The organism is Serratia sp. X3, from assembly GCF_014982455.1.
Taxonomy (GTDB): Bacteria; Pseudomonadota; Gammaproteobacteria; order Enterobacterales; family Enterobacteriaceae; genus Serratia; species Serratia ureilytica.
In genome coordinates this window covers 506,792-531,391 of the sequence record NZ_JADCNB010000001.1, presented here as the reverse complement: position 1 = coordinate 531,391, position 24,600 = coordinate 506,792, and the positions used below count along the sequence as shown (strand labels likewise).

The following is a 24,600-nucleotide window of genomic DNA, read 5'->3' as shown; positions in this document are numbered from 1 at the left end:
CTCTCACTTAAAAGTCATGATGGAGATAGAGCGAGATCTATTGGCAAACGCCGTTTAGGGTTTGGAGACCCGCTGACGGCGGCTCCGCCGGCAACTGATAACGGATGCGGCATTGGTTCTCGCCATTCCTGCCCCACTGCGCGATGAGCAGGCCCTTTTCCGCCATGCCGCTCAGATAGACCACGCCGTCGCCACCGACCAGGAACGGCTGAGTCGCCCCCTCGGCAAGACGCAGGCTGGCGCCCAGCGGCAGGGGCACCCCCTGCGAGTCCGTCACCTTCATCAAAATCCGTCTGCCGACGTTGGCTTTGAAATTCGCCCGGCTCACCGCGCCGCGAGTCGGCGTGACCGACTGGTTTGTCAACTCGAGATCGACATCATCCGGCAAGCTGTCGACATCGAGGCGAATCGAATTGTTGCGATAAGGTGTGGCGTAAGGAACGATCGCGTAGCCGCGCCAGTCGGTTTTCACCCCGACCTGATTGCCGACCGCCACATCGCTCGCGCCGGCCGCCTGTACCAGGGCGACGGTTTCGCCGAACGGTTGACCGAAGGTCACGCCGTCTTCATGGGCGATCACCCCGCCCTTCACCCCGTAGTTGACGCGCTGTTGACTGCGATCGTAGGCGTAGCCCGCCGTGAGTTCGCCGTACGTCGCGCGCCAGTCGGCGTTGGCGTTGCCGCTGTTACCCTGGCCCTGGCTGCCATACCCTTCCTGTACGCTCCAACTGAGGTTGCCGCCGGCCAGCGCCGTGCCGTTGAGGCCCGCCGTATGGCTGGTATTGCCTTTTTTGCTGGTGTTGAGGTTGTAGGTGGCGTAGGTGTTGCTCAGCCATTTCTCTAATGGCACGCTGATGTTGAACGCGAAGATCTGATCGCGATCGTAAATGCGCCCGCGGTTCGAATCGCCGTAAATAGCCTGTGAATTGCGGCTGTAGCTGTAGTTAAAACCGTAGCTGATGCCATTCCAGCTATTGTTGTAACCCGCGCTCAGCGACTGCATATTGCGCTCGGAGCCCCAATAGTCTTCGGAGACCGCGCTGAGTGAAAGTGACCCCGCCCCTTCCCATAAATTCTGGTTCAGCGTGATTTCGCCGCGATTCTTGCGGCGGTCTATCGGGGCGTAACGGTTGCCGCTGCGATAGGTGTCCAGCACTTCCTGCAGCCCATAGTAGCCGCTGGTCGAATAGCGGTAGCCGGCGATGGCGAAGTTCGTCCCCGTCTCGACGATATTTTTGCTGTACCGCACGCGCCATGACTGACCATCGCTTTTCGGTTGATGCTCCTGCTTTGCCCACGCCTGGGTGACGTCGGCCGACAGGGCGCCGAACTCGCCCAGGTTCTTGCCCAGACCCAATGCCAGCGATTGATACGGCCCGGCGAATTGGCCGCCGCCATACAGGGTGAAACCGGCGGGCAAGCCATAAATCAGGCTGGCCTGCGAGAAGATCTTTTTATCCACGCTGTGATCGTACGTGCGGTATTGCCCCGAGGTCAGCGCATATTTCAGCCGCCCTTCGCGTTGCAGCACCGGCAGACTGGCGAAGGGAACGGTCAGGTGCTGTTCGCTGCCGTCCGCCTCCTTGATAGTCACCTCCAAATCGCCGCTGCCGCCGGTCGGGTACATGTCCGAAATTTCAAACGCGCCCGGCGCAACGTAACTCTGGTAGATGACATAGCCGTTTTGGCGAATGACCACTTGCGCATTGCTGCGCGCGATGCCGCGCACCACCGGCGCATAACCACGCAGGCTTTCCGGCAACATGTCGTCATCGGAAGCCAGCTGCGCGCCGCGAAACGACACGCTGTCAAACACATCGGACGGGCTGCTGCTTTCGCCGAGCGTCAGCAAGCTTTTCAGGCGGATGATATTGCGCTGGGCGTAGGTATAGACGGAGTCCCAACGATCCTCCGACGCTCGCCCGCCGCCGCCGCTGTTGTAGCTCCAGGTGGTGTAGTTCCGCACTCGCCAGGCGCCCAGGTTGAAGCCCGGCCGCAGGTTGAGGTAATAACTGCTTGCGCTCTGGGTGAATCGATCACGCCCCTTGCTGTTGCTGCCGGTGAAGCCATAGTTCAGCAGCATCGCCGGCAGGCCTTCATCCCATTGTTCCGGCGGAACGTATCCGCGCACCTTATTTTCCAACGCCGCCTGGGGGATACTCAGCATCAGGCGTTGGCGGTTAAATTGAAATTGCGCCGAGGCCTGCGGGATCGCGGCCAAATTCGCGCAGCGATCGGCACCGGCCAAACCGGGAAACAGCTCAACTTTCACCCCAAGCCGTTTCAGATCTTCCCGCGTCAGACAAGGCTGCAGATCGGCCTTCTCGTCGCTGCCGGCCCGCAGAGCGAACGACACCTCGCGCGTTTCCAGCAGCATGTCGTTCACCCAAATATCGACCCGATACGTGCCGGGAACCTGCTGGCCATTTTCAAAAATCGACAGATCGACGTGCTGCTGACCTGAGCGCCCGGTTTCCAGCAACGCCGGATTAAAATAGTCACGAGAGAAGGCGGGATTAACCATGTTGCCGCATACCGCCGTTGTTGCCGTGAATAAGGCTATGCGTTTCAGCCAAGCATCCCGCTTCGCTAATATACGCTTTTGAGTTATCATTCATTAGCTCCATTATTGAAATGTTTTATCCCTCTGCCTGCCTTCCCTTACAGATTAAATACCTGACTGATGTTCTTTCCCTGTGCCGCCATAATCATTAATTAATTTCCAGCTTACCGACGTTGCGCCCGCCACGGGCAATGCAAACATTTCACTGCTCATCGGCGCGATATACGCCACCTCTTTCATTTCTCGCCCCCCGATGCGGACATAATGAAAGTTCATATAATAAGGCGTTGGATTGGTGAGTTTTAATTCTGAACCGACACGCTGCCATTTCAGCTGCTGCGTCACTTCTTCGGGCACCTGGCGGAGCAGCGGCGCTGGCCGATAAATCAATTTAATGCGGGTCTTGACCGCTATTTGCAGCGTATTCGATTTACCCGCCTGGGTTGTTGAAGGAATGGATTTGATATTCATCCAATACAAGCTTTCTTTATCTTTCGGTAAGTCATCGCCCACTTTCACGATGCGCAGCATATTTTCCTGGTTGCCGTCCAGCCGAAATAAAGGCGGCGTAACGATAAACGCGATTTTATCCACTCCGCTTTGTTGATTCTCCAGCCAGGACTGAATCAAATACGGTTCTTTATCCGGATTCTCCACGCTGATTGACGCTTCTTTTTTTTCGCCGTTGAATATCACCCGCGTCCCGCCAATCACCACGCCGGCGTGAACCGTAGACGCAAACAATAAAATAATGAAAGCCGCTAAGGCGCCGTAGCGATTAAAACGCATAATATTATCTCCGAGGCAATACAGCCCGCTGTGAACCAGCGGGCAAGAAAATATTATCAGTTATAATTCAGCGTAAAGGTGGCGACGCTATTGGCTTTACCGGCGGTAACATCTGCCTGCGTGGAAATATAGCGGGCGGTAAAATCGAGGTTATTTTTCACGCCGCTGCCGGAAGCCAACGGATAAGCCGTCGACGCCGTGTAAAGCGGCAGAACACTGTTAGAAATATCAGATAGTTGGATACCGACGCCGGTAGCGACATCCGTTTCCTGGGTCAGCTGCAATACATTGCTGTCGCCGTTATCGGCCGCGCCGTCAAACTTAACGGTGGCGCTTTTTACCGTATCCGGACAATCGGTGACTTCCAGCGTGAATTTTGTCGCGCTGGACGTTGATCCCTTGCCACCCGCAAATGCCGTTCGGGCCACATCACCCAAAACAACATTTAATGGATTACTCAAGTCATTCGTGACCTTGCACGCAGCATCGACAATATTCCCGGTAAAATTAACCTGACCATCTGCTGCCAGAGCAGGTAAAGCGCTTGAACACGCTGCCGCGACAAATGCCAACATAATCACTTTTTTTTCCATCATGGGTACTTCTCCTTTTGATTAGACAGACTTCAAAATATCCCCACCACGGAGAACCCGGACAGGGAGAATAGGAGCTCCGCTCCTTTCACAGTTAATTATGCTTAGCTTTCCCCCTTTAGCAATACATAAAATCAATGTAAAGATGAGAAAAGATAATTACCCCAAATAGAATTAGCATCATTCTTAATTTTATTTTGAAAAAACCGCCAAATCGGCGTTTCTTGATTCATTCATCTGGCAGTAAGAGAATTTATTATCGCGCTATCCGAAGGCGCTTTCGCCAGATCCTCCTCATTTCCCCCTCAGGCGAAAAATCGGACGACATCGCCGTAAAATGAAAGCCGGGCGATAAAACTCGCCCTGAAATAAATGACATTTATATTACGAAAGGCATCACAACGCGGCGGCAGCGCGAGAGGAGCAGAAGAAGAGGAGAAGCATGGCGATAACGGTTTATCGAACGGGAGGGGGAATAAGGCATTCGCCGTTCAAGAAACCGGCGTAGTGATATAACAACGCGAAAATGGCGTTACGCAGAAATATTCTGTCTGGCGCCGTTCACTATTTCGAAAACAAGCCGGCAATGCGCTCTGTCGCGCAGAATAACGCATTGTCGCCTTATTGTTTTTCGGCGCCGCTAATTAATCGTCATGGCGATAATCTTCACCCAACCCTCTGCCAGGTAGGGTTTCACACGCCAGACCATCGCCCGCGGGAACGGCGGACGGATAGTTATCGTCAGGCGTGATAAAGACCGGCGTGGTCGCGATAAACCCATCGTTGAACACCGCCTCGATAAAGGTGGCCTCCCAGCCTTGCGCCGGGGCGGCCAGACGAAACTCGCCGCGATCGGCCTCCGCTGCGGCCAACGGCTCCGGGGTAAAGCGTACGCCGCACGAATAACGAAAATCTCGGGCCGTGCGGTTGTGCGCGCTCCAACGCCGCACGGTGGCCGGCGGTTCGGAAAAACGCAGCGTGCGCACCGCAGCATCCGCGGCGCTGCCTTGCACCTCGATCGTCGGCAACGCGATATCGCGCTGGCGGCGCTTGATCATCGCCAGTATGGCGCGTTCGGCGGCCGGCCGGCTTGCCGCGCGATCCCCGTCGGCAATCGCACGCAGCGAAGCCTCTCCCGGTGAGGCGCTGAAATAGAATCGCGTGCTGTCCGGCGGATAACGTTCGTCGCCGCTGGCGATGATGACATATTTCGCCGCCGCTGGCCGCTCTCCCGCCGTCGGCGGTGGATAAGCGGTGGGATCCGCTATTTGCATCAGTTTGTCGAACGCCGGCGTCTCTATGCGCCGATCGATGCCGAGTTGGTAATAAGGATGAAACGCCAACGGCCAACGGCCGCCATACGTACGATAGGTATGCTTCAAGACCTGCCGCGCCGCGACCCCATCCGGGAACATGGCGACGACGGCATCGATGCGCTCATCCGACAATGACGCCAGCCACGCCGCGGTTGCGCCGCTCGCCGCTCCCGCCACGATGAATTTATCTATCCCCCATCGGCTCAATTCGCGCTGCGCCAGCGTCATGGTTTGCGACAAGGCCGCCGTCATGGGGATCGCCAGCGGCATCATCAAGTATTCATCCGCATCGTCCAGGAACAATCGCCAGCCTCGGGCCTGGCTGTCCTCCCCCGCACGACGCCGCCCCTCATTTTGGTATTCCAGGTACGGATAAGGCAGCCGGTTGACGACAATCACGATGGTGTGACTTTCCGCCGCCAAGGCCGCCGGCGTAGCGACGGAAAACGCCGCATTTTGCTTGCCTGGCCCGCTCGCCCCTGCGGCGGCGCAAGCGCAGTCATCGCTCATCAGCACCAACGCTTTACGGGCAAGCGCCCCGTTGGGGATATAAATATCCACATCGTGCCACCATTGCGTCGGCCGGATGGCGTCTTGCGGCGACCAGGATTGCGACATCAACCGATAATGGCGTATCGACACGTCATGGCCGTTATCCACGCCCTTTAACGAATATGACAGAGGCAATATGGCCAACTGATTGTTATAACAAGGAATAACGGTGTGCAAGGCGGGATGTTCGTCCGCAAAGCAGCGATCTTCCTCTGCCGCCATGGCCTGCCGGCCGCCGATTAAGGTCAGGCAAATCAGCGCGATGTATCCGATGCGTTTTAGCATTTTTTCCTCCCCCCTTTGTCCGTGGCAAATCCCTTGTACGCCGCCTGGCGGCAGGAAACCTTCCGCGCGCCTAGAGCACCTGATGAAAGCGTATCGGATAGCCAAGGCTGTCCTTTTCGAACGCCACGTCTCTGTCGTTCTCGCCCAGCAATAGGCTGTAAACGCCGTTTTCCTCATAACGGCTCATGGCGATATACAGCACGACCTCCCGATGGTCAGCGATCGTAAACTGTTTGCGCCTGGCGTTGATTTCCAAGGTAAACGCCACCACCGGATTGTTGTTCAGAAATACCGAGGTCTGCTGCATGGAGACGATCCTGCCCTGCGCTTTCTCGGTCACCTGAAAGGGCGTGGCGTCATTGGGGGCGCGTATATCCACCTTCTTTTGGATATAGATAAAGTTAAACACCGCCAACGCCACCGCCACGAACAGATTGATGACCATGATCAAGATGATTTTATTCGCCATGAACTCTCCCTTTGCCGTTCTTCCGGCTCCCGACATGAGCGAGGTAAAAGTGCCCTTGCGGGCACTTTTCATTAAGGGCCGGGCTTATGACGATTTACGGCCAAACAGCTGCGAGAAGGCGCTAATCCCGGCATCGATGACGGCACCAATGCCCTCACCGAGTTTGGCGCCGGCCCCCGCCGCATCCGCGTGGATCCCGAATAGACCGGTACCGGCATCTACGATGGCGCCAATGCCATTGCCCAGGATTTTGCCGGCATCGGAAGCGATGCCTGCGCCGGAAACCGCCAGGACTTCTGCTTCAGTCAGTTCTTTCATACTGTCTCCTTTGTATTTATCGACATGTTTAGTAATGAAAAAATGAAACCCTCACTGTTTGTTCACCTCCTTGTTATCTGCCCACGAAAAACCCTGTTGCCAATGCGTTCACCCGCGCGGCGGTGACAATGTCAGAACAGGCCGAACTCACGGCAGAGATAATCGGCGACGCCATTGCGGCTGTTGGGCAACGCAATCGGGTTAAACGGCAGCGCGCGCTTCAATTCGCCCATGGCATTGCCCATCACCACCCCCGTTCCAGCCCAGCGCAGCATGTCCAAATCGTTCATCGCATCGCCGAAAGAGAGGCAATCGCGCATCGCTATCTGTTTGGCGCTCAGATAGTCGGCCACGCTTCTGGCCTTGGAAATATGCTTATCCATGATGTCTATCGTTTCCGCTGAAGACTTACAGATGGACAGCGTTTTTCCAAAAGCCTGACTGACCTCGTCGTAAAACCGCTCGATCAGCGCCGCTTCACCCTGCAGCAGCACTTTCAGGATCGGTTGCCGTTTCATCGCCTCCGGCTCGACATAGCGGCAAGCGACGCCCGAGGTTTTGATATAGTCGGCAAAATGCGGATTCTCTTCGGCCATCATCCAGCCTTCCTGGGTGAACAACGTCACGTGGAGCGGACAGGCGAAGAGGTAATCCATCAACATCATTTGGCTGTCGCGTGGCATGAAATAGCGTTTATCCGCCACCGGCCGCCCCTCGATGTTAACCATCGCGCCATTGCAGGAGACGATCGCCGGCGAGAACCCCAAGCCATCCACAATCCCGCGCGCATCCGCATCGCAACGGCCTGTCGCGATGACGATTTCCAGCCCGCGGGCATGCAGGATATTGAGCGTTTCCACCGTCAGATCAGACAGATTCCCGGCAGGATCCAGCAAGGTTCCGTCAAGATCGCTCACGATCGCCCGGTATTTTATTTTGCCGTCGATAGCAAGCCACATATCACGCCTCCTCCGTCTGGATAATCCCGTCTTCGGCGCGGATTTCGCTGTCGGGCGGAAGGTGGGCGATCGCGAGCGCAATGGCCTGAAAACGGCGTCCTACCGCAACGATGGTCTCCTGAGCTATCTCGTGAGAATCATAAAACAGTGAAATGGCGAGCCGTTCCGCTTCGGGGAACAAGCACAGCACCGTCTGGTGGTTGCTGCCGCTGACGATATCCGTCACCCGGAACGTAAACGGCAAGCGCGGATCCTTCTGCGGTTGCGGCATGTTTTCAAACACAAACAGGCTGCCGAACGGCGAAGTGGGCACCCATTGTTCGTCGTAGCGGTTCAGTTCGGAAAAGGCATACTTTTGCCTCAGCGTCTGGGAATCCGCGATATCGGCCAGCAACGCATAAATGGGCCGGCGGCGAATCGCCTGCAGGCGCAGCACCGGGCTGGCGACACACAGGCCAAACAGCGTCTGCACCTGCTCAATATCCGCCGGGCGCTCGCTCATGGTCGTGCCGATCGCGATGTCGTCACAGGCCAGCGCTTCGGCCAGCGCCAGCATCCAGGCCAGCTGCGTCAGTTGATTGACCGTGATCCCCTGGCGCCGGCAAAACGCGGTGAGGCTTGCCACCTGTTCCGCGCTGAATTCCGCGCCATATTGCCGCATACGTCGCCCCAGCGGCGCGGCATCCGGCGCAGCGCTCAACGGCAAACGTTGGTTGACCGGCGCTCCGCACAAATAGTCCGCCCAGAACGCCTGCGCTTCGGGATCGTCGCCGTGCGCGCGCACATAAGCGGCGAACGGCTCAAATCGGTTAATTTCCAGCGCCGGCGCGCCCCCTTCCAGCAAGGTGAGGTAGTCGTTGAACCAGTGTTCGAACAGAACGCCGAGGGACCAACCGTCGAACAAGATATGGTTAAAGGTCTGCACCAGATAGTGCTCATCGGCGTTCAACTTGATCAGGCGCCAGCGGATCAACGGCGGCGCATCCAGCTCAAACGAGGTTTCTCGTTCCCGGGCCAACAGCGCTTCCATCCTTTCTTCCAGCGAGGAAGGCGGCGCATCGGTCCAATCCTCGATCGCGATCGGCGCCTGCAGCGTCTCGCAGATGAAGACGTTGGGCCGCCCACGGCGGGTTTGATCGCCAAACCCGGCGCGCAGCATTTCAAATCGCTGCAGCGCCAGCGACCAGGCCTGGTTCAACACCTCCGGCTGCAGCGGGCCGGCCACCTCATAAACGGCCTGATCGATCTGATACTCGCGGTTAAGCCGGTTGAAATACATCAGTTCCCGCTGCGTGACCGTAGCCTCGAAAACGGCGGCGATGCGATGACGTTGCTGCCAGCGGTCCAACTCGGCGAGGCTGACGTCGGCATGGGGGAAGTCCCCCGGGCTCGCGAGGCGAACGCCCTGGCTCACCTCGTGGCAACAGTGTTCGACCAGCGCCGACACGCTCTCCTTATAATGCGAACCGATCCGGGCCAGCGTCGCCTGCGGCAATAAGCCCGACATCACGATGCTCAGCCGGTCGCCGTGCACGTAGAGCACCAGATCCAGCACATTGTCGCTCGCCGGCAGCGCGCCGTTTTCCAGATCCGCCGTTTGGTCGATCAAGGCCCACAAGGCGTCGTCAGTCTGTTCGTTAAAGACCCCGAGATAGTTGAATGAAATGGCCGGCAAGCGGTGGCGTCGCAGACAGGCTATCGCTTCGTCGTCCGACGCTGAACCGTATTTCAGCGCCGAATAGCCGATGCCGTGATCCGGCATCTTTCTTAATGCGTCCTTGATGGCGCGCAGCGTCTGTTTTTTGCTCTGATGCGCGGTGATGCGCAAAGGCAGTAAGGCGGTGAACCAGCCGACGGTGTCATCGAGCTGAATTTTATCGTCATTGATATCGCGGCCATGGTGTTCGAGCGTCAGGTAACTGTCCGCACGGCCATGCCAGGCCTGCAGCACCGGCGCCAGCGCCGCCAGCAATACATCACGAATCGAGGTGCCGTAAGCCTGATGACAGGCGTCCATCAACAGCGTCGTCAACGCCGCGTCGCACTCGAAGCGGCAAAACGCCGGACTCTGCGCCCCCTCGCTGAGCGTGGCGTAATCGGGTTGCCCGGCGATCATCGCCAACCAGTAAGCGCATTGGTCATGCTGGCTCGCCGCGTAGTGCCTTAACGTCTCGCCCCACTGCCGGTAGCTGGTGCCTTTCGCCGACAGCGATTCCCCCTGATACAATCGTCGCATGTCTCTGACGATGATGCGCCAGGACACCACGTCGATGATCAGATGATGGAATGCGCAGAACATCAACGCGTAGCCGGGCGCGCTGCTGTCGAAAATGTAGACGAAGCGGCACAGCGGCCCTTCTACCGGATCAAACCCCGATTGCCATTGATGCAGAAGTTCGGCGCGGCTTTGGCGACAAAGCGCCAGGTCATAGTATCCCCATGAAGGGCCGCCGTCGGCCACCGACAGATAGCGCTGCGCGACCAGCGCGCCGGCGGCGTCGGCGCTAAACCGCGCGCGCAGCATGTCATGGCGCGACGCCAGCCCGTTCACCAGGTCGGCTACGCGCTCGGCGGACATCGGCGGCACCCGCACCAAAAAAGTCTGGTTGAAGAAGGCGCGATGTTGCGGCGGCTGCTCGTTATACCAGCGCTGAATCGGCAGCAATTCGAATTCGCCCTGCAGCTCGCCCTGTTCGTTGAGCGGCGCAATCACGTCCTGTTGCTGCAAAATACGCTTGGCCAGCGCCCGCGCATTCCGGGTTTCGAACACCGCACGCGAGTTGCTGTGATAGCCCGACTTGCTTAATTCGCTGGTGAACACGATGCTTTGGATCGAATCGCCGCCCAGACGAAAGAAGTCGTCATCCACCCCAACCCGTTCAACGCCGAGGATCTCCGCCCACAGGGCGCAAATCAACGCCTCCAGCGCATTCTGCGGCGCGGCATATCGCTCGCTCTGCGCGAATTGCGGCGCGGGCAGCGCCGTGCGATCCAGCTTGCCGTTCACCGTCAGCGGTATCTCGTCGAGCGCGACATAGCTGGACGGCACCATGTAATCCGGCAGGATCCGCTCCAGCCGGGCGCGCAAATCGGCAGGATCCAGCGGCTCGCCCCGCGTCATCAGCACATACGCGGCAAGGCGCTTGCTATCGCGATGGACGACATCCACCACGACGCATTTCTCGACGCCCTCCAGCGCATTGATCGTATTTTCTATTTCGCTGAGTTCAATTCTGAAACCGCGGATTTTTACCTGGCAATCGTTTCTGCCGAGATACTCCAGATTGCCGTCGCGCAACGCTCGCACCCGATCGCCGCTTTTATACAAGCGTCGCCCGTTCAGCGTAATGAAACGCTCTTGCGTCTGCTGCGGCTGGTTGAGATAGCCGCGTGCCAACGCGTCTCCGCCGATATACAGCTCGCCGGCCAGCCCTGGCGGCAACGGCTGCAGCCAGCGATCCAGCACATGAAGTTCGCGCCCCGGTATGGCTCGCCCAATCGGGATGCTGCTGCGGGTTTCGTCCGCCGCGATGGCGTACATCGTGGTGAACGTGGTGCATTCCGTCGGGCCATAGCCATTGATGACCTGCTGCGGGCGGTTGGCTTGCCGCACCAGGCGCTGCATCAGCGTAGCGGTCAGCGCCTCCCCGCCCACCAGCAGACAGCGCAGCCCGGCGAACAGGTCGGGGTGACTGAGATAAAGATGATCGAACAGGCTGCGCGTCGCCCACAGAATCGATACCTGCTGCCGACGCAGCAAGGCTTCCAGCTGCGGCACATCGCCGGCGATATCCTCCGTGTCGCGCACGACGACCAATTTGGCGCCGTTGAGCAATGCGCCCCACACCTCGAACGTCGCCGCATCGAACGCCGGGCTCGAGAGGAAGAGCAACACGTCATCGGGCGTGACAGCGATGCCGGACGCGGTCGCCAACCCGCACATCGCGTGTTGCTCGAGCATCACGCCTTTCGGGGTCCCCGTCGATCCCGAGGTATAGATCACCGCGCCGAGCCGGTCGGCGCCGGTGACGAGCGGCAGATTCTGCCGCTCGTGCGGCAGGCGGTTCAGATCGCCCAGCGTGAGGACGGACACGGCGTGCGGCATCATCGCCGCCAGCGCCTCGGCGGCCGACTGCAGGCTTTCCCCGGCGATGAGCACCGGCGCGCGCGTTTCTTCGAGAATATGCCGAATGCGCGCCTGAGGATAATTGCAGGAGAGCGGCACATAGGCCGCACCGGTTTTGAGCACCGCCAGCAGCGCCACCACCATTTCCAGGCTTTTCTCGCTGTACAGCGCAATCAGCGTGTCCGCCTGGGGGGCGACCCCGGTCAGCGCTTGGCAGCGGAGCGTAATTTCGCGCGCCAGGCTATTCGCCATGCCGTTCAGCTCACGGTAGCTGACATGCAGCCCCTCAAACTCCAGCGCAATCTTATCCGGATAACGCAGCTCGATCGCCTCAAACCGGGCGCTGAGGGTTTCTCTCGGCAACGCCGGGGCCGCGTCGTCATCCGGCGGCATGTCGGCGGCGGGATAAAAGGCGAGGTGGCGTAAAGGCGCGTCAGGCGCGCGCATCGCCGCTTGCATCAAGCGCATGAAATGTTCCGCGCAGTCGCGCATGTCTTCTTCGTCAAACATGTCCTGACGAAAACGCAGCCGGAACTGCAAGGCATCGCTGTCGGCCCGATCCTCATATTCCAGGGAAAGCGATGCGCTGGCCATATCGTGGTTGGCTTCAAACAACGGTGAAGTGGCGCAATCGGCCAGCGCCAATGCCGCATCGCGCAGGTTGGTTTGGGCAAAGGAAATCGGCATCGCGCGGATCCCCAGCGCCTGCACCACCTGTTGCGTGGGCAGTTGGTTAAACCGTTGGCGCGAGTGCGGCGCCGCGGCGGTAATAAACGCCAGCGCGCGTTGATAAACGGCGGCGAAGCCTTCGCCGTCACGCAGCGAGAGGGGCATCACGCTGGTGTTGACATGCCCGCCAAGCGCAAACCTTTGCCCCTTTTTTATCGACACCGGATAGCTGATATAGACCGTTTCCTGATTGCCGCTGCGCGCCATCAAGATGCCCCACAGCACCAGCAACGCCAGAAAGTCATTCATTCGCCGTATTCCCGCGCCCTGCTTCAGCGCTTTCCATTGCGCTTTGGGCACCTGGAAACGCAGCTCGGCCGCCTCATCGTTTCGCACGGCGCCGCTTTTCTCAAAGGGCACGTCTATCGCGCCCAACTTTGCCGCTTCGGCCCGCCAGTGCGCCAGCGCTCCATCGGCGGCCAGTTGTTCCACCTCGCGCTGCAGCTGCCGGTTGATGGCGGCAATCTCGGCCGCCTCGAGTCGGGTCGATAGCCGCTGTTGACCATAGTACTGGCTCACCAATGAGAAAAACTCGTCGGAAGACGCGCCGTCGATCACCAGATGATGGCCCACCAACGCCAGGGTATAGCGCCCCGGCCCCTCGGCGAAAAGCGCCCAACGATAAAGCGGCCCGCGGTAAATGTCGAAGGGCTGGCGAATCACTTGGGTCAGCAACGTGCGGTCCGTGTAATGCTGCAAAGGATGGATTGCGTCATTGCGACGCCAATACAGCTCGCCATTTCGTTCATGAATATGGCTGTTCAGCAGGACATGATCTTGCACCAGCGCATTCAGCGCAGCTTGTAATCTGATGGGATCCAGCGCGCCCTCAATACGCTGCAGCACCAATACGTTGTAATTACAGCCCTCTGGATGGCGGTCATATTCATCGATAAAAACTTTTGAATAGGGTGATACAGGAATCTCTTCCATGACAAACACTCCATTTAGAATACACGTGCCCTGCTTAACGGCGATCCATGCGGCATACCCAAACCTCTTTCGGCATCAGCTCGCTTATCTTTTCTGAGTAATAACCGATCAGCATGTTGATGCGCTTTTCTGCAATGACCTCCGCCGCCTGAGCGCAAATCGACTTGTAAAAACCAATAGGGATCATCACTTTGCAACGGCTATGCAGGTGCCGACAAACGCCGATGGCCCAGGAAAAACACTCCCTGGAAGGATTGGAAATATCCAAAAGTTCGGCACACTCACTGGAACAGCCAATCACAGCGTAGAGATTGCCTTTATTGATATAATGAATTTTATGATACAGAGGATGTTTTTCAATATATTCAAATGCGCGATGATCTTTTTCTCGCCCCAGATTATTGATAAAGCTGGCCTGCCGCGCTTGGCCGCCCTCGGCAAAACGAAAGGCCATAAACTTATCAGGCTTTAAGGTTAATTCGACGAAGGGATAGATTTGCGTATTGGTCGTTAAATACTTTCTAAAAATCTTTTCATAAACCCTGATCTTCCTGTCATCGGAAAAGCAGATATCCGCCGCCACATCCGAACGCCTGGCCTGCAGGAAAAAATCTTTCAAGACGGTGGAAGATTTGACCTGACGGTGGATCCCAAGATCGCCAAGCATATTGACATTAAAAGACAAATCATTGATTTTAAATGCATAAAAACTGGACACAAACATCCCGAGATAACGTTCTTGATCCTTGTAAAATATGCCCGTTTTTTCCATCGGCGCCCCACAATGCGGATCGAGCAAATGCTTCCAGTGCAGGAAACGCTCTCCGCCCAAATCTCTGCCATAAAGCTCCTGCAATAATTTGAAATGATTATGAGAAACCGCTTCTCTCACAAAGACAGCCATGTTTTATCTCCCTATAAAACCGATTCCATGCCGAGCGAAAATCAATAAAAGATGACCGCTCAGCGCCGCTGATAATACGGCGCCGGACCGTTCGCTTCCTTTCCCTGATTAACAAGAGTCGCTGTGCATTTTTAACCAGCGCAAGAATTCAATATTATTATCGATGTTCAGTTTTCTCATGGCCGAACGTTTATGAATACTCACCGTTTTCGGGCTGATGCCGAGCAACATCGCCGTTTGGTTTTGTGAATAGCCCAGATGGATTAAACGGCACACTTTCCCCTCGCTAAAGGTCAACTGGGTACGACAACGCGGGCAATAGCTTGAAACCAAACTATTTTTCTTGCGATAGCAGAACATGACCTTGTCCACGATCGCCGCCACGCTATCTTTGCGCGTAATACTTCCGGCTTCCAAATTGCAATGAATTTTAGGGAATGTCTTTTTATGCTCCAATATTGAAAAATAGAGCGGAATAGAAGAAAAGTTGCCCTGCAAAAGCTGAGTATGACAAAAATTTATGGACACCCGCTTGTCCGGCGCCCTGAATATGATGTTGGCACGTTCTTCTCCCGTGATCTTGGCCTTAATGCCATTCGTGAGAAAACCTTCCTGCAAGGCAAGACTCAACCCCAGCTTGAAGAATTGATTTTTATCCACAATAGCGATATTGACGCGCTCCATTACCAAACCTCCCTTTTGACTACGCTTGCTCACTCTCCTTACTGCAATATCATTGCTGTGATTATTTTTTGTTTTAACGTGCTTTTTAATAAAAAAGCGTTATAGGCGAAGCAAAAAAGACCTTGCCTCGCAAAAGTGCATTTTATATAGGGTTATATAACTCATCTGCCCTGGAGAGCATACAAAAGCAAGACGCGGTAAGCTGCCGCGCTTCGCAAGGGAAATTGTTATCGTAAGATATATTTATAAGGCATCATTGCCATCAGCATCACGGTGCTAAGATTTTTCTCTGATACGTTAATTTTACTCCAAGAGCGCAATATATCCAGATAAATATCGAAAAAACACATAATATAGAACATAACATTGCGCGACATTGATTGTTAAGAGAATCCGTTTATGCATTAGGAATTTACTTATGATAAAGGCAGGATAATGCTTTTTTCGCACGAGGCGGCGGGGTCATCGCAGACCCTATTAAACAGAGTATAACCATATTCATTTTATTGTAAAAAAATTGCATAAAAAAAAGCTACACTTTATGGCAGTAAGTGATTCCCGTTCTTTCATGTAGACGGCAACAAAAAAGAAGAAGGCGAACCCATCGGCCGCCCGCGCAAGAAATGCCTGGTAGGAGTAAAGATTTTTCAGGAGTGATGCGCAGCGCAGAAAGATAACGCGGCATCGTTGACGAACGGGATGAATTATATTTTTTTTATCCTCATCAATTTTTTAGCCTCCAGGCAGGAAACCAACCCGAGGTGATCTTTTTTTAGCTGCTTGTCGCTCCCAAGAGGAAGAATGACTTTGAACGTTTGCAACTTACCGTGATTATTATAGATATCAAAGACTATCACCGGCGGGCCATAACCCAGGATCATACAGTCTAAAAACCGCAGAACGGCGCACCCCAAGCGGCTCCTGGCCTCCCGGATGATTTTATCCGCAAGCTCATCATACCGGAAAGGTCTTTCCGGCGTCGTCAATACCTTCATAAGGTCTCCCTTCTGGTATATATCATTCCGATTTAAAATAATAACCTCATAAAACCGCCGCCGTTCAAGGCGAGTGAGATATAAAAACCCAGGCTTCGGCAATATATAATCTAACGATGCAAAATCAATCTAACAAAAAACACAATAGTATAAAAAACAGCGCGAGTTTTATTGAAAAAAAGACCTGATTTGCAATAATGAAATTGCCTGAAGTAAAGGGCTAACTGAAAAAGGAGTTTCAATCATGAAAGAACTATCCGCAGTAGAAATTGAACAAGTTAACGGTGCTGGTTTTTTTGGTGACGTAGGCACACTGATTGGCAGTGCGGTAGGTACAGGTATTGATACCATTTCCGCGATTGCCGGTGTTAACCCGGATGCCAAAACCGTTGTCGGCACCATCGGTAAAGGTATTGGTCTGGCCGTCGATGCGCTGATTTCCAGCGGATTGCAGATCATCTCTAAACTGTAATAACAACTCATAATCATCCCTTCCTATTTTTTAATTCGCTTCATTTTAAGCACCTTTGCGGGTGCTTTTTTTTACATCAAAGAATCAAAAAATAGATAAGGTCAGAAAAACCAATATCCAAAAAAACAGGCTGGGTATCACCATGATAAAAAAACCCATGCGTTTATTGGCGTTTTTGAGCATCCAGTCATAGATCATCGCAACACTCCTTGTGAATACCAGGAGGCATTTCCGCCTCCCGGTATTTTATCCATCGAGTTTTTGATTACAGTTTCGGCACTTTGGAAAAGAAGTCCGCCATTTCGTGCGGGAACCCTTTCGCAATCGCCGGACGAAGATCGTCCATGGAAACATTAAAATCTTTCGGCTGCTCGCTCGTTTGCATTTTTTGGTGTGCGTTCACATTCGATTGCAGACCATTAAAAATGCCCTTCATATTGCCGAACATATCATCGCAAGATTTTGTCACATTACTCATGACCGACTTGGCCGCATCCGGCCCCGACATTTGAATATTGCTGACGCCTTGCATAAACGGTTGACTCAGCGACGATTGGGAGTTGGTGCCCAAATTGCCGCCGGCCTTCATGGTTTCTAAAATTTTGGCTGGATCTAACATGTTTATCACCTCTTTACGGTTGTGTTTACATCGCTTTCGGGCACGAGAATCCTCGCAACGCCCGTGACCAAAGTGGGAAATCTTTCATCGTCGAGCGCAATTCCAGTTTGAGCACGCCCACCACCGACGACATCGACATCGTCAGCTCTCGCCTGTCGCTGGCGAGCGGCACGGGATTGCTGGCGTCGAACATCCGGAACAAGGCCCAGGGCCCGTCGAAACTGGCGACCTGGATCTGGCCGGTGCCGGTGCGGAAGGTGAGTCGAACATAGCTGCCGCCTTTCGGACCCGGCCAATCGATACGGGTAGGCTGGCTGAAACCATGGCTGTAGTTAATCACCTGCCCGTCGATATCCAGGGTCGCTTCCGTAATGGTCGGCGTCAGGGACAACGGCCTGATGAACATCGAGAAGGACAGCTTGTCGCCGGCGGTGAAGAAGGTATCGCGGATCAGCCGGGCATTTTCAAACGCGCCCAGCGTGCTGGCATTGACGATCCCCTCTGAACCCGGTTTGGCATTCCATTTCTGCGCGTTGACGTCCACATAAGGGGCCAGGTTCTCATCGAAGAACTGCTGCATCGCGCCGCTTTGGCCAAACATGCGCGAGAAGTCCTCGATGCCGACCTCCGCTCTGGCGTTGCGCGAGAACGGATAACGCCCGCTGATGCTGCTCTTGCACAAGCCGGAGGCCAGCGACGAAGCGCCTTTGCTCAGGTTCTTCTGGCTCTGCTGAATCGTCTGGCTGTCCCCGACCTGCAACAGATCCATCATCACGCTGCGCACCGGTTCCGGCTGGCGCGCCGCATCCAACTGCAGACGCTTCAGCGTGCCTCCGGCGGGCACCACCTGGCCGCCGCGCAGCGAGGTGGACAAGGTGGTCAACTGGCTGTACAGCGCTTCGAAACTGCGGCTCAGCGGATCGTTGCTGGCGTTGGTGGTCTGCAACAGCTGATAGCCCAGACGGCGCAGCAGCTCGAAACGATCTTCCACCGCGCGTTCCGGCGTGAGACGAAAACGCGCGCGCTCGCCGGAAATCTCGCCGAGGATGTCGCGCCGCTGCTGCTCGATGCGGTTGCGCTGGCGATCGAACCAGCTTGCCGCATCGCCCTGGTTGGTGCCGGTCATGCTGGTTTCGCGCGCGGCGAAGCGCACCAGATTGGCCAGCGGAGAAGAAGGATCGGACAGTTGACGCGCCAGGATCGCCGCATCCTCAAGCCCGTTGACCGGCCGGGCGCGCACGTCGCGCATGAACGCATCCCATTTGTCGGCATACTCGATGAGGTAAAGCTTCCTCGCCTCGTCGGCCAGCTTCTGCGCCGAGGCCAGCGAGTTCACCGCGTTTTTCCCTTCCCCACTGTCGCGCAGCACCCAGGACTCTTCTTCGATCATGTCCTTGGCGGCATCATCGAGCTGCGCCAGGAAAACGTCGCGATAGCTGGCGCGGGTATAGAACCCCGGCACGGCGGTATCGGTGACCGTCGCCTGGCTCTTGCGGCGCAGCATCAAGGAGACGTTCGGCCCGGCGGCGTCGGCCAACGAAATATCGTTGATCGCCGCCGGCAGCGGTTTCTCTTCGATGCGGCGCACTACCCGCACCTGCATCGGAATGTTCATCGCTTTCACCCGCGCCAGGCGCAGCAGGTCGCCGTTCATCTTCATGACCGGCGCGTCCGGCAAAGAGAACATCTCCCGCAGATGGTAAGCGAAGATGCCTTTGTTCATATCGGTGTACCCCTGCGGCATAAAGGTTTCCCAGCGCGCCATGAACCAGTCGACCAAGGCTTCGGCGGAGCGGTGCGAGGGTTCCCCCATCATCAGGTACACTTTCAGGGTGCCGTAGACGTCCTTGTTGGACGCCGAGACGTCATTCTTGAGTTCGTCAGCGATATAGTTTTCCACCGCCGGCCAGAAGATCTGCAGCAAATGGCGTTGGTAGGTTTTTTGCGCCGCGCTGTTGATCAGCTTGTGCTCGAAATAGGGATTCGGCACCGGCGACACTTCGCCGCCCAATTGCGCGTTCATGTACCCCAACTGCTCATAGGCGGAAATGACATCGTCGCTGACGCGGTTGGTCACCGGAATTTCACGCACGATGCGCTTTGTCTCATCGAAGCGCGCCGCAATGTAGGAGATGTAATCGCTCTCCCACAGGTAACGCATCGCCAGCAGGTTAAACGAGACCGCCAACAGAATGAGCACCAGCACATAGCGGCCCAGGGAGCTCATGCGGCTGCCGAGCGGCCTGACGTGCGAAGACTGCTGCATCACCCCGCGTTCTTGCCGGGCGTAATCCAGCTCCGGGTGATAAATGCGCCCGGTCGGGCGAGCTTCATAGATATCTGCCGCTTCCGCGTTGTAGATCGCCCCCTGCGGCGGCAAGGCGATGGTGCTGCCCAGCCACACCTGCTGCAGATGGCAGGCGTAGCCCACCGGCGTTTGCGGGAAGATCTGCTCTAACAGGGAATACAGCGGGTTGCCCAGCGACCCCAGCGATTCGGTGAAGAACAGCAGCTGTTGGCGGTTTTGGCCGTCCGGCGCATCGTGCAACAGTTCGAGCACGTGATGGCTGACGCGCGCCACCATCTCCCGGTAGAGGGTTTCATACTGCTCGAAGGGGGTTTCTCCCTGTTCGGCGCGGTTCAGGCTGAAGCCCATGCCTTTTTGCAACAGATCGTCGCCCAGCATGGACAGGAAGGTCTCGCCGCCGACCAGTTGATCGAGGTGGCTGATGGTGAGATAGACCGGCAGCTCGCTGCGGAACCACGAGGCCATCTCCAGCAGGCGCACGCGCAGCGCGTCGGCGACCGACTTTCTCTCCGTCAGCGAGGCGTGCAGCAACCAACGCGCATCCAGACACAGCATGATGCCGTCGATGCCCGGATGGCGGCGATGGCGGCGGATCAGTTTGAACAGGGTGTCGCGCGCCCTGGCGCCCTCTTCTCCCAGGCCGTTCAACTGCAGCCATTCGCCGGAGGTGTCGACATACACCGAATTCTCCGCCAGCCACCAGTTGCAATCCTGGGTCGGCCCGACGTCCACCGTCTGCTGCAGGCCATAGTGCTCGGCCAGCAAGAAGCGTTCGCCGCTTTCGCCGATCAGCGAGGTTTTGCCGCTGCCCGGCGGCCCGATGACCAGAAACCACGGTTTTTCGCTGACGTAACGGCGCGTCAGGCGGTATTTGAAGCGCTGCCAAGGGGTGCGCTGCTTCGCCGTGCCGACATACTGCAAGGTGCGCAAGGCGTCGTAAAAGCGCGAGGTCACGCGATCTCGCTGGGCGGTCTTGCGTTTGGCCGGGGCCGGCGCTCGCGCGTGGCGGAACACCCAGGATAAGAACGTCGCCACGAACGGCCACAGCGCCCAGCACAGGATCAGCGCGATGATGATGCCCCTGACCCAGACCGACAGCAGCGGCCGATAGGTGCCGATGGCGATCAATGGCCCAATCCACCACACCACCGCACACAGCAGCAAGGCAATCACCAATATGAATGATCTACGTATCATATAATTTCCTTATTATCTCTACGCCGGCGGATGTCTTAGTTATCCTCGGGGACCTCGGCGGCTACCCCTGCCTGATTTAACGTTGCAGACGGTGAAGCCATCTCCCTCTCGCCGATTTTCCAAAGGATGTCCACGCGGCGGTTGCGGCGGCGCCCTTCTTCCGTCGCGTTGTCGTCCAGCGGCTCCTGATCGCCCTTGCCGACCGATGTCACGGTGCGGTTGTATTTACTGTTGGCCAAGGATTCGCGCAGCTTGTCGGCCACCGTCTGCGCACGCGCCTCGGACAGTTTCAGGTTGGAGTTGTTGGAGGTGTTGCGATACGGTTTGTTGTCGGTATGCCCGATGACCTCCAGATCGCCCGGCCACGGCGCCAGCGCCTCCCCCAAACGCTCGATGTTGCGTTTCTTTTTAAACTCTTCCGACAGCTTCGACTGCCCGGTGGCGAATGCGCCGTCAGAGGTGAAGATCAACAGCCAGCCGCGCGGATCGGCGCGCACCTCCAGCCACCCTTCGCTGAGGATTTGCGGCAGCGGCTGCGGCAGCGTCTCCATGATGTTGATTTTGCGCGGCTGCGGCGGCGTCCAGGCCAAAATGGCGTTGCGCAGCGCGCGGGACTGATCGTGCAGATACCAGGCGGCCGAGGCATACGCCAGCAGCGCGATGGCCAGGCCGTAGCACAGCAGCTTCAGCGGCGTGATGCGGGTCGCCTTGCGCACCACTTTGCTCGGCTCGGCATCGGCCAGCGTCTGCGTCGGGTTCTGGCTGTACAGATAGCCGTCAAGACGGTTGCGCACATCGGCCAACAACACCGCGCCGCGTTCCATCACGTGATATTGCCCTTCGAAGCCCAGCGACAGGATCAGATCGTAAAACGCCAGGATCTCCTTGTTGCGCGGCGAGGCGGCCAGATAGGCCTGCAGGTGCTCGAAGCACTTTTCCCCGCCCCAGGCGTCACGATAAAACTCCACCAGCAGACTGAGATTCAGTTCGCCGGATTCGAGCGTGCTCATGCAGCACTCATCCACGTAGGAGCACAGCAGATAGGCCAGCTTGTCCACATCGCTCGGCGCGATGTGATCCGCCAGCAGCGTCTGCTGAAATTGTTGGATCTCGCGCACGATCTGCGCGCGCACCGCGCCCGGGTTCAACTGTTTCTGATCGCGCACCCGCTCCACCTGCAGCAGAACCGGGATGGCGGCGGCGATCAACGGGTTGTCCCAATGCCCCATCATCACACCGGGCTTGCTCAGCGCGGCGCGGCCGAACAGCCCGCTCGAGGTCGGCGCCGCCTCGGCCGGGCGCTCGCCCGGCGCGGGCTCGCTGCTTTCCGGCGCAACGCTTTCCGCTTCATAAGGCTTGGGTTCGGGAGTCGTCGCCACCCCGGCGCTTCCCGGCCGCAGCTTGGCGGCCAGCGCCCGCGCGCCGAAGGACAGCGCGGCGATCTCCGCCGTCGTTTTGCCCACCGAGCCGGACGCGGGAAGGCGCGGCGTCGCGTTGTTGCGCGTTACCGCCATCGCCTCGCGTATTTTTCTCTCGAATTCGTTCATCCCACCCTCCCTTGCCTTAATCCCCAGACGTCAAAACGCAGGTCGGGGAAATCACCCACGATGCTGAGCGCCATCGCCGAGCCGGCCATCATTTCCTTATAAATCGGGTCGGCATGATCAACCTCGAAATAGATGCTGTTCGGGTAATACGGTATGTGCCGCGGCGGCGAAGCCATCGGCAACAAGCGAGCGCCCGGTAATTGCAGATCGATCAGCTGAATGATTTTCTCGACCGGCCCCAGTTTGACCTGCGCGGGGAAATACGAGCGCAGATGCTCGATGGACAAACCGCAGCTGACGGCGAACACCAGTTTTTCCAGGCGCAGCTGCGAGTCGTTCGGGCACAGATAAATGCTGTCGCCGCGATCGGTAAACGGCAACGCCACCGCCGGCGCTTCGATCACCAGCGACAGCGCGCGGCGAATCGAGGCGAACAGCTGGAAGTAGCAGTTGTGCGGTTCATCGTGCAGATACACCAAATCGGCCCGATCCCAGAGGCGTTCGCCGCCAGGAATGATGCTGAGCCGCCCCAGCAGGCTCAGCAACGTGTCGAACAGGGTTTCAGGATGCACCTGCGGGCTGGCCAGCAGTTGGCTGATGCGCAAATTGAACTCGCTCAAGGTTTGCAGCAACAGCAGTTCCAGCAGCTCGGAAAGCCCGCCGATCGTCATATGCACGTCCGGGCGGAAAACCGACTCCAGACGCTGGCTGATCAGCCCAAGCAATTCGGTGGTGAAAGCGGGCAGCCAGCCGATGGCGCGGAAATCCAGCATCGGCGGCAAGGCGCGCTCATCCAGCAGCACCCGACGATCGCTGGTCAGCTCGCGCACGAAACCGACCGGCAACACGCTTTCCGCGCTGCTGACCGCGTCCTCCAGGCTTAGCCGCGTCACCAGGCTGCCCAGTTGCATCGTGCACACGCGCGGGGTCCCTTCCAGGCTGACGCCGTGGTTGCGATCCGGCACCTCGGCGTCCATGGTGCGAAAACGGCTGCTTTTTCGCGCATCCTGGATAAGATCGATCTGGGCGTTGCCGGCGATGTCCATCAGCACGGACAGGCACACCACTTTCCCCTGGCAGCCTTCTCCCAGCAGCAGCGGCGGCGGCAGCGGAATATCCTCAGGCATGCTGAACGCCGTGCCGTCGGGGAAAACGCCCTTGGCTTTCTTCAGCGCAAACTTGCCCTGTTCCAATAGCCCGTTGTCGATCTCCAGCGTCAGGAACCCCCAGGTGAAGGTTTCGACGCTGCGCAAGCGCGCTTCAATCAAGTGCTCGAAAAAACGTTCCTGCTGCTGGAAATGCTGCGGTTCCATCAACATGCCTTCTACCCAGGCGACGCGTTGTTTAGGTAACATGTCATTCATCCATTTTGTCGTTAGTCACTATGCTGAGTGACGTCATCCCCACCATCACCTTCATTTGCGAATCAGCCTGCGCAGGGGACTTTTGCTCGGCGAGCGGCAACACGCCGCTGATTTGCTGAAACTCCGCCCCGACGACGACCCATCGCTCTTGCCCCGCCGGCACCTCGAAGCGATAACGCAACGTCTCCCTCGGTTGCAAAATGCTCTGGTGCCGGCTCAGCGCCCCTTCCGACGGCGCCGTCTCGCGGCAAGGAGCGCCGTCGCCAATCCCCTCGGGCATCCACCCCGAGCGATTGGTTTCTATCACGCATACCTTAACCGGTTGCGCCTCGCCGGCCGCATTCGGGTTCACGTTGTCGTTGGCGGTCACTTCGACGTCGATAAACCGCAACCGACGCCCCGCGTCCGCTGCCTCGTCGTGAGAAAACCAGCTGCATCCGCCGAGCATCCCCACCGCCAACAATCCCCCTGCCGCGACTCCCCGAAGCGTCTTCACCATGTTGAACTCCTATGCATTAACGAAACATTTGGTCTGGCTCGGCGCGACCTGAGTGGCGACCATGTTGTTATTGTTCGTTGTGCTGGAATCGCCTAGCCGCGTGACCGGCATGCCGCCGGTGAAATACTTGCCCGATCCCTGCACCGGCTGCATCTGGGCCGAATGCGTCCCGGAGGCGGCGCCGATCACCCCGCCCGAATCGACGGTGGCCGCGCGAATGCTGCCGAGATTCTGTTCATTGCCGCCGCAAAGGAAATAGTTAGGCACGTTCGGTATGCCGGTGTTGTTGGGCGCGGTGTTCGGGCCCGGCGCCGGTATCATCGGGTCACAGCCGGCAAAGCTGATCCCGGCCATGTTGTTATTAGCTGCAGTCATGGTG

The 24,600-nt window shown here is 57.2% G+C and carries 18 protein-coding genes; 1 reads left to right on the top strand and 17 read right to left on the bottom strand.

The annotated features are described in order from the left end of the window. Positions 1 to 37: 37 nt before the first annotated feature. From IMX17_RS02510 to IMX17_RS02460, 11 genes are all read right to left on the bottom strand, one after another. Positions 38 to 2,614 (bottom strand): fimbria/pilus outer membrane usher protein, encoded by a 2,577-nt coding sequence (locus tag IMX17_RS02510; RefSeq protein ID WP_182264224.1) that lies wholly within the window; start codon positions 2,612 to 2,614, stop codon positions 38 to 40. A gap of 54 nt (positions 2,615 to 2,668) precedes the next feature. Further along, a complete protein-coding gene (locus tag IMX17_RS02505; protein WP_033632666.1) occupies positions 2,669 to 3,352 on the bottom strand; it encodes a molecular chaperone in 684 nt (227 codons plus the stop codon). Between the two features lie 56 nt (positions 3,353 to 3,408). Continuing rightward, positions 3,409 to 3,948, bottom strand: coding sequence for a fimbrial protein (locus tag IMX17_RS02500; protein WP_004935293.1), 540 nt, complete (start codon positions 3,946 to 3,948; stop codon positions 3,409 to 3,411). Positions 3,949 to 4,589: 641 nt separating this feature from the next. Further along, positions 4,590 to 6,098 carry a PhoPQ-activated protein PqaA family protein gene (locus IMX17_RS02495; protein WP_046896511.1) on the bottom strand — a complete coding sequence of 503 codons (1,509 nt, stop codon included), beginning with the start codon at positions 6,096 to 6,098 and terminating at the stop codon, positions 4,590 to 4,592. Positions 6,099 to 6,168: 70 nt separating this feature from the next. Beyond that, positions 6,169 to 6,567 carry a hypothetical protein gene (locus tag IMX17_RS02490; RefSeq protein ID WP_046896510.1) on the bottom strand — a complete coding sequence of 133 codons (399 nt, stop codon included), beginning with the start codon at positions 6,565 to 6,567 and terminating at the stop codon, positions 6,169 to 6,171. A gap of 84 nt (positions 6,568 to 6,651) precedes the next feature. Next, positions 6,652 to 6,885, bottom strand: coding sequence for a hypothetical protein (locus tag IMX17_RS02485; protein WP_046896509.1), 234 nt, complete (start codon positions 6,883 to 6,885; stop codon positions 6,652 to 6,654). A gap of 131 nt (positions 6,886 to 7,016) precedes the next feature. After that, complete coding sequence (locus tag IMX17_RS02480; protein WP_046896508.1) at positions 7,017 to 7,844, bottom strand: Cof-type HAD-IIB family hydrolase; 828 nt, start codon at positions 7,842 to 7,844, stop codon at positions 7,017 to 7,019. Between the two features lies 1 nt (position 7,845). Further along, complete coding sequence (locus tag IMX17_RS02475) at positions 7,846 to 13,632, bottom strand: non-ribosomal peptide synthetase (RefSeq protein WP_193549302.1); 5,787 nt, start codon at positions 13,630 to 13,632, stop codon at positions 7,846 to 7,848. Positions 13,633 to 13,666: 34 nt separating this feature from the next. Next, positions 13,667 to 14,536, bottom strand: coding sequence for a hypothetical protein (locus IMX17_RS02470; protein WP_193549301.1), 870 nt, complete (start codon positions 14,534 to 14,536; stop codon positions 13,667 to 13,669). Positions 14,537 to 14,644: 108 nt separating this feature from the next. Then, complete coding sequence (locus IMX17_RS02465) at positions 14,645 to 15,220, bottom strand: LuxR family transcriptional regulator (RefSeq protein ID WP_004935315.1); 576 nt, start codon at positions 15,218 to 15,220, stop codon at positions 14,645 to 14,647. Between the two features lie 704 nt (positions 15,221 to 15,924). Then, positions 15,925 to 16,215: a hypothetical protein gene (locus tag IMX17_RS02460; protein WP_004935318.1), complete on the bottom strand. Its 291-nt coding sequence runs from the start codon at positions 16,213 to 16,215 to the stop codon at positions 15,925 to 15,927. 244 nt (positions 16,216 to 16,459) lie between these two features. Between IMX17_RS02460 and IMX17_RS02455 the strand changes: the two genes are divergently transcribed. Further along, complete coding sequence (locus tag IMX17_RS02455) at positions 16,460 to 16,687, top strand: hypothetical protein (protein WP_004935320.1); 228 nt, start codon at positions 16,460 to 16,462, stop codon at positions 16,685 to 16,687. A 265-nt stretch (positions 16,688 to 16,952) separates the two neighbouring features. Here IMX17_RS02455 and IMX17_RS02450 read toward each other — a convergent pair whose 3' ends face one another. The 6 genes from IMX17_RS02450 to IMX17_RS02425 are packed head-to-tail and all read right to left on the bottom strand — an operon-like array spanning position 16,953 to position 24,596. Then, a complete protein-coding gene (locus IMX17_RS02450) occupies positions 16,953 to 17,306 on the bottom strand; it encodes a DUF6277 family protein (RefSeq protein WP_033632662.1) in 354 nt (117 codons plus the stop codon). 25 nt (positions 17,307 to 17,331) lie between these two features. Beyond that, positions 17,332 to 20,811 (bottom strand): type VI secretion system membrane subunit TssM, encoded by a 3,480-nt coding sequence (tssM, locus tag IMX17_RS02445; RefSeq protein WP_046896504.1) that lies wholly within the window; start codon positions 20,809 to 20,811, stop codon positions 17,332 to 17,334. 35 nt (positions 20,812 to 20,846) lie between these two features. After that, positions 20,847 to 22,358: a type IVB secretion system protein IcmH/DotU gene (gene icmH, locus IMX17_RS02440; protein WP_046896503.1), complete on the bottom strand. Its 1,512-nt coding sequence runs from the start codon at positions 22,356 to 22,358 to the stop codon at positions 20,847 to 20,849. Further along, the gene (tssK, locus tag IMX17_RS02435) at positions 22,355 to 23,713 is read right to left on the bottom strand and encodes a type VI secretion system baseplate subunit TssK (RefSeq protein WP_193549300.1); all 1,359 of its coding nucleotides are present in this window, start codon (positions 23,711 to 23,713) and stop codon (positions 22,355 to 22,357) included. Before tssK ends, icmH begins: the two co-directional genes overlap by 4 nt. A 1-nt stretch (position 23,714) precedes the next feature. Beyond that, complete coding sequence (locus IMX17_RS02430) at positions 23,715 to 24,221, bottom strand: type VI secretion lipoprotein TssJ (protein ID WP_004935335.1); 507 nt, start codon at positions 24,219 to 24,221, stop codon at positions 23,715 to 23,717. Between the two features lie 9 nt (positions 24,222 to 24,230). Next, positions 24,231 to 24,596: a PAAR-like domain-containing protein gene (locus tag IMX17_RS02425; RefSeq protein WP_046896502.1), complete on the bottom strand. Its 366-nt coding sequence runs from the start codon at positions 24,594 to 24,596 to the stop codon at positions 24,231 to 24,233. Positions 24,597 to 24,600: the final 4 nt, after the last annotated feature.